Annotated in this window: 7 protein-coding genes; 3 read left to right on the forward strand and 4 right to left on the reverse strand. The window is 48.1% G+C overall.

Annotated features, from left to right (window positions below; translation table 11 throughout):
* Positions 1-242 precede the first annotated feature (242 nt).
* Positions 243-2609, forward strand: a complete 2367-nt coding sequence (locus VIM72_RS06500) for an ABC transporter permease (RefSeq protein WP_332002053.1) — start codon at positions 243-245, stop codon at positions 2607-2609.
* Between the two features lie 41 nt (positions 2610-2650).
* Here the strand turns inward: VIM72_RS06500 and VIM72_RS06505 are convergent, their stop codons facing one another.
* Positions 2651-4105 carry an aminoacyl-histidine dipeptidase gene (locus VIM72_RS06505; RefSeq protein WP_332002054.1) on the reverse strand — a complete coding sequence of 485 codons (1455 nt, stop codon included), beginning with the start codon at positions 4103-4105 and terminating at the stop codon, positions 2651-2653.
* A 120-nt stretch (positions 4106-4225) separates the two neighbouring features.
* On the opposite strand from VIM72_RS06505, the gene VIM72_RS06510 reads away from it, so the two are divergent.
* The gene (locus VIM72_RS06510; RefSeq protein WP_332002055.1) at positions 4226-4609 is read left to right on the forward strand and encodes a response regulator; all 384 of its coding nucleotides are present in this window, start codon (positions 4226-4228) and stop codon (positions 4607-4609) included.
* 141 nt (positions 4610-4750) lie between these two features.
* Complete coding sequence (locus VIM72_RS06515) at positions 4751-5230, forward strand: group II truncated hemoglobin (RefSeq protein ID WP_332002056.1); 480 nt, start codon at positions 4751-4753, stop codon at positions 5228-5230.
* Positions 5231-5233: 3 nt separating this feature from the next.
* On the opposite strand, the gene VIM72_RS06520 is transcribed toward VIM72_RS06515, so the two are convergent.
* From VIM72_RS06520 to VIM72_RS06530, 3 genes are all read right to left on the reverse strand, one after another.
* Positions 5234-5701 carry a hypothetical protein gene (locus VIM72_RS06520; protein ID WP_332002057.1) on the reverse strand — a complete coding sequence of 156 codons (468 nt, stop codon included), beginning with the start codon at positions 5699-5701 and terminating at the stop codon, positions 5234-5236.
* Positions 5702-5732: 31 nt separating this feature from the next.
* Entirely contained in the window at positions 5733-6362 is a 630-nt protein-coding gene (locus VIM72_RS06525; RefSeq protein WP_332002058.1) for a class I SAM-dependent methyltransferase, read from the reverse strand.
* Positions 6363-6396: 34 nt separating this feature from the next.
* Positions 6397-6817, reverse strand: a 421-nt coding sequence (locus VIM72_RS06530; RefSeq protein ID WP_332002059.1) for a DUF2461 domain-containing protein, incomplete at its 5' end; no start/stop codon positions are given.

Below are 6817 nucleotides of genomic sequence, written 5' to 3' on the forward strand. Positions count from 1 at the left end.
AAGGATTTTGGAAGATCTAAGCGGATCTTTTCACTTAGATCTTCCAAAATCCTTTAAAATCCCTTATAAAATTCCCAAAATAAAATCAGCGAAATCAGTGAAATCATCAAAATCCTGAGTCAGACAAAATCCGCGCTGTCCGATTCCGGACAGTCGCGGCGGATAGCGAACAATGAAGCTTTATCAATGAATTGATTTTCAGCAGCTATAAAAAAGGCATTATCCTTGTCGACCTACAAGCCATGATCAGGAACTATTTTAAAATTGCCTGGCGGACCCTGTGGAGAAACAAAACCTTTTCCGCCATCAATATAACCGGTCTTTCGCTGGGAACCGCCTGCAGCTTATTCATTTTATTATGGGTACAGGATGAGCGCCGCGTTAATTCCTTTCATGCCAACAACAGCCAGCTATATGCTGTTTATCAACGCGAGTACTCAGACGGAGGAGCTGGCGCGGCTTATGCTACCCCCGGACCACTGGCGGAGGAATTAAAAAAAGTGATTCCTGATATAACGCTGGCATCGGGGTTTTCGGGCGACAATAATATCTTACGGGCAGGCAATAAAATCCTGCGGGAAACAGGCGCCTATGCAGGGAACGATTTTCTCCGGATGTTCAGTTTCCCCTTGCTGGCCGGCAGGGAAGACATGGCGCTGCACACGCCCAACAGTATTGCTTTGTCTGAAAAATTAGCCGTCGCTTTTTTTGGCAGTGCCGGCGCCGCCATTGGTAAAACCATTACGTATAACTCCTCACAATATTTTACCGTCACCGCTGTATTTGAAAACGTACCGGATCATTCCTCCCTGAAATTTGATTACCTGATCAACTGGGCCGCCATGCTGAAAAAGTATTCCTGGGCAAACACCTGGAGCAGCACTGGTGTAAACACCTATGTGATGCTTGATAAGCATGCCGATCCCGCGAAGGTACGTACCCGTATCAGCAATTTCCTGGATGATTACTACAAGGAACAGGGCCCGGGCTTACGCGAGGAACTGGACCTGCAGCGGTTCGATGAAAAATATTTGCATGGGAGTTTTCAAAACGGTTTCATAAGCGGTGGCCGTATAACCTATGTAATATTATTCACCGTGGTAGCTGCCTTCGTGTTATTGATTGCATGTATTAATTTCATGAACCTGTCTACCGCACGTTCCCTGAAGCGCGCAAAGGAGATTGGAGTGCGCAAGGCTGCCGGCGCCATGAAACAATCGCTGATCATCCAGTTTATCAGCGAAGCCGTGCTCACTGCTTTCCTGGCTTTGGCGCTGGCTGTTATACTGGTGGCCTTACTGTTACCGGCGTTTAATGCCATTACCGGGAAACAGATGACGCTGCCTGTAACAGCGCCCCTGTTCTGGCTGCAACTATTGGCCATTGGTATGATTACCGGCCTTTTTGCAGGTAGTTATCCTGCCTTATACCTGTCGTCTTTCGAGGCAGTAAAGGTACTGAAAGGCACACTGCGCCCGGAGAAAAACGAGCGTGTATTCAGGAAAGGACTGGTGGTTTTCCAGTTTGTGCTTTCCACTTTACTCTTTATTGGCGCCATCACCATATCCAGGCAGGTGGAATATATACAAACAAAAAACCTGGGTTACGACCGGGAGCACATCATCAATATTCCGTTGGAGGGCGCATTGATCCCGCACTATGATTATTTTAAAGAAACCGCCCAGCAGCTTCCGGGCGTAAAACTGGTATCAGCTATGAACGGCTCCCCTGTTGGTTTTAACAGTAACCAGGACGGGATTCTCTGGGAAGGTAAAGATCCTTCCTACCGGCCCACTATTACCGTTGGCACCGTTGGATACGATTATGTAAACACCATGGGGTTACAGGTGATCAGGGGGCGCGACTTCTCCCGGCAATATCCTACAGATTCCGGCGCAGTGCTGATCAATGAAACTGCTGCAAGGAAAATTGGCTTTAAAGATCCTCTTGGAAAATACCTGGTGATTGAACCTGGTTTAAGACGACAGATCATTGGCGTTGTAAAAGATTTTCATGCCGGCTCATTGCACGACCAGATAGATCCGGTTATTATGCAGCCGGGGCCAGCAACATGGGGCACCTTACTGGTTAAAACAGCGCCTGGTAAAACGGCAGCTGTAATTGCATCTCTTGAAAAACTCTGTAAAACCGTTAACCCGGAATATCCTTTCCGGTATCAGCTGGCCGATGAAGAATACCGGCAACTGTACAGGGGCGAGCAGATGGTGAAAAAACTAACGGGTTATTTTACGGTGATGGCCATCGTCATTTCCTGCCTGGGATTACTTGGCCTGGCCCAATTCACCACGCAGCAACGGATCCGGGAAATCAGTATCCGGAAAGTGCTGGGCGCCAACGCCCGGCAGATATTCGGGCTGTTATCCGGCGAGTTCATGTTATTAATAGTGCTGGCATTTCTCATCGCTATACCTGCCGCCTGGTGGGGTATGCATCAGTGGCTGGATAACTATGCGTATCATATCTCTTTGTCGTGGTGGATTTTTGCACTGGCCGGAGGCATATCCTTCCTGATTGTACTGATTACCGTGAGCAGTTTAACCATCAAGGTATCTGTTAGTAATCCCGCCAAACACCTGCACGCCAACTAACATTGATGCTTCCGCTCTTTCTGAACGGAAGCATCACCTTATTATTTTGCCGGTATTTCCCGGAGAATATGCAGCAGGTAATCATAAAATTTTCCTACAGAAGAGATCAGCACTTTTTCATCCGGAGAATGTGCGCCGCGGATAGTAGGCCCGAAGGAGATCATATCCGGGTTGCCCAGGTGCGCGCCGAGAATACCGCATTCCAGCCCGGCATGACAGGCGCCCACATGAGGCGTATGGGTGAAGTGATCTTTATACAGCGCCAGTAACAAACGGAGCACAGCGGAATCGGCATTGGGTTTCCACCCGGGATAATCGCCGCCCTGGCTTACTTCGCAGCCAATGATTTCGAAGGCCGCGCTTACTGCGTTAGCTACATCGTTTTTGGTGCTTTCCACGCTGCTGCGTTGCAACGACTGTGTAATAAAAACGCCGTCCCTGGCCTGTACCCTGGCCAGGTTGGAAGAGGCTTCCACCAGCCCGGCAATATCGGGGCTCATGCGGAATACGCCATTGGGCACTGTGTAAATAGCACGCAGCAATTGTTTCAGGTAAGCCGGTTCCATTACTTGCGCAGGTGTAGCGGTTGCCACACATTCCAGCACCAGTGCCGGTTCTATAGTATGATATTCTTCTTTGATGGTAGCAGTAAATTCATGGATGAAACGGGTAAATGTTTCCTTATCGCCGGCCGGGACAGTAATAACCGCCTGTGATTCGCGGGGGATGGCGTTACGGAGACTGCCCCCATCCAAACTACCCAGTTGTATATTTACCTGTTGCGCTGCCTTATACAGCAGCCGGTTCATCAGCTTGTTGGCATTGGCGCGGCCTTTATGGATATCCATACCGGAGTGGCCGCCTAATAAGCCTTTGATACTGATGAGAAAGGCAACGGCATCTTTATCTGCGGGCACTTCCCTGTAAGTGCCTTTGGTGTTGGTATCTATACCACCGGCACAACCGATGGTTAATTCATCTTCCTCTTCCGTATCAAGGTTCAAAAGAATTTTGCCCGTAAAATTAACCGGGTCCAGTTGTTTGGCGCCGGTCATACCGGTTTCCTCATCAATGGTGAACATGGCTTCTATAGCGGGATGCGCAATATCCTTTGCGGCCAGCACTGACATGATAGCGGCCACACCGATGCCATTGTCGGCGCCCAGCGTAGTGCCCCGAGCTTTTACCCAGTCGTTGTCCACGTACATATCAATACCCTGTGTGTCGAAATCAAATACGGTATCACTGTTTTTCTGGTGCACCATATCCAGGTGCGACTGGAGGATCACCGTTTGCCGGTTTTCCATACCTGGCGTTGCCGGCTTTTTGATGACCACGTTGCCGATGGCATCTTTCGTTGTTTCAAGGCCCAGGCGTTTTCCGAAATCCATCATAAAGGCAATCACTCTTTCTTCCTTTTTGGAAGCGCGGGGAACTGCATTCAGCTCAGCAAAGTGTTGCCATAATTGTTTTGGTGAAAGATCTTTTATTTCCATTGAAATAATGATTAGGTATTTGTAAAGATAGATTTTCCCACGGTATAAACGTTGTGCCCGGAACGGTCATTTCATTTGGTACGGTTTTTAAACATCTACTGCTACTTTTAAAACCATTTTATGATACAACATCTTACAAATACCGCGTCTAAACAGAAGCTCCTCATTATTGAAGATGAAGGAGAAATGTGCCTGCTGATCAATTTACTGCTGGATGGTAAAGAGATGGAGATAGAGCATGTACAAACCATTTCCGATGCTGTGGAATATTTTCAACAGCAGCCACCAGCCATCGTATTGCTTGATAACCGGCTGCCCGATGGATTTGGATTGGATTTCATCAGTTATATCCGGGAGAAATATCCTGCTACGAAAATAATTATGATCTCCGGGATGGATGCGGCCGCAAGGGATGTGGCGCTGGCCAACGGGGCCGATCTGTTCCTGGAGAAACCTTTTAACAGGACCACATTATATAATGCGATAGAGCAATTGCTGGATTAGACTTAGTTCGCCCGGCGCTGTTTCATCCCGGCGCCGGGTGAATAACCCCGCCTACTTTTTGGTAGGCGCTTGTTTGGCATCTTCCCTCCCACTAACTTGGCTGCTTAATTATTATCTTTAGCATAATCAAGCAACCTTATAATGACTTCAGAAAAAAAGATCCCCACATTATACGAATGGGCCGGTGGTATGCCTGTATTTGAACAGCTGATGAAGGCTTTTTACGACAAGGTATTACAGGACGAATTATTAGGGCCTGTATTCCGGCATATGTCGCCACAGCACCAGTTGCACGTAGCGCATTTTATCGCTGAAGTTTTCGGCGGCCCGAAAATGTACAGTGAAGACGACAACGGCTCACATTTCGCCATGATCCAAAAGCACCTGGGCAGGCATCTTACGGAGCAACACCGGAAAAGGTGGGTAGCGCTGCTGCTTGAAACTGCCGACACGTTGCAGCTGCCGGACGATCCTGAGTTCAGGTCGGCCTTTGTGGCGTATATTGAATGGGGCACACGTATCGCGGTGATCAATTCCCGGGAAGAGGAAGTGCCTATGAAGCCGGATGAGCCCATGCCGGAATGGGGATGGGGAGAGCCGGGCGGGCCTTATATACCGTGAGGGTCAGGGTCTTCCCTTGCCCCTTTCCCACGCTTTTCTGACTCTCAACAGCATTACCAGGTAAGGTATTTCCAGTACCAGCCAGCAAATATTTATTACTATTACCATGAAATTCATGACTCCGTAGGAAGCAGTGAGGTAAGATGTATAACACGCGACCAGCATGGAAATAACGGTAGCTGCCAGGGCTAAAAGGATGGCGTATTTTTTCTCCAGGAGGATCAAAAGATTGGGAAGAAATCTTATCAACGGGAACAATATCACCGAAGCAATGGAAAAAAGTGTTATTGCATTTAATTCCTTCCAGTCGTATACGCCATATCTTCTGTGTCTCAGGTAGCTGCTCAGCACAGAAAAAGCAGACAATGCAAGATAGACATATACATATATCTTCAGCGCAAGGGGAATCAGGTGCCAGCGCCGCACTCCTGGGTCTTCGGGAAAGTCTTTATCAAAAATGGACGAGGTCATAGGGAGTAAAATATAAATTTATTACTAACAATCATCTCCGCGCAATAAGAATAAGATCCGTAGTAGTGCTCCCGTCAGCAGCAGGATATTGCTCCCGCTGAAGGTCCACCAACTCAAACCCGTTTTCCTTCAATGCGTCTACCAGGTAACCGGCTTCATGATAATACATATAGAACTCATCGTTTCCATCGGTATGAAAGAAACCTGATCTTGTATATTCATCTTCCATAGTACTGATATAAAGCACTCCGCCGGGCGCGAGCAAACGGGCGGCATCGGCCATCATTTTCACCGCTTCTTCCCTGCTGAGATAAGGCAGGCAAAAACCGCACATGATCCCGTCGAATGTTTTACTGAGCCGGGAAATATCCCTGGCGTCCATCAGCAGGAACTCCGCCTGCGGGCTATTGGTGCGGGCCAGTTCCAGCATGTTGGGAGCCAGGTCTATACCAAGCAGGTGGAAGTCCGGCCGTTGCTGCAGCAGGTACTTCGTAATATTTCCGGGGCCGCAGGCTATTTCCAGCACAGCGGCGCCCTGCTTCGTGATGTTGTTACAAAACAAATCGAATGATGCATGATAACGCGACACATCCATATGTCTTTCCTGATACAGGGCGGCGCGTTTATCAAAAATGCTGATCACCTGCTGCATTTTATCCATAGTGGAAGGATTAGGTAACAAATATAAGGAATTGTTACTCCGTAAGGCCATTAGGGTCCATGGTAAGCGCTTCACTCATATAATCCAGGAAAGGGCGCATGGCCTTGAATGTAAGATTGACTTCTTTCAGGAAATTATCACTTAACACTTCCTTATCCGTAAACCTCCGTATCAGCACAAATTGTTTGTAGCGCAGTAAGTCGATAGCTTCATGATCTGCCGGGTAACCTTTGGGCATTTTCTTCAGCTGTTCTCCTTCCAGTGTTTTAAAATAAGTTTTGAAAGATTTGCTATTTAAGATCTTTCTCAGGGGTGCGGGATCAAACGCGATCTCATCCCGGATACGCTTCAAATCTTCCGGAACAGGGCCCCAGAAGCCTCCCGCCACAAAGCTGTTGCCTTGTTCTATATGAAAATAATACCCGCCCCTGCGGAATCTGGTGGCGCGTTTAAAA

Source organism: Chitinophaga sp. (genome assembly GCF_036569185.1).
Classification (GTDB): domain Bacteria; phylum Bacteroidota; class Bacteroidia; order Chitinophagales; family Chitinophagaceae; genus Chitinophaga.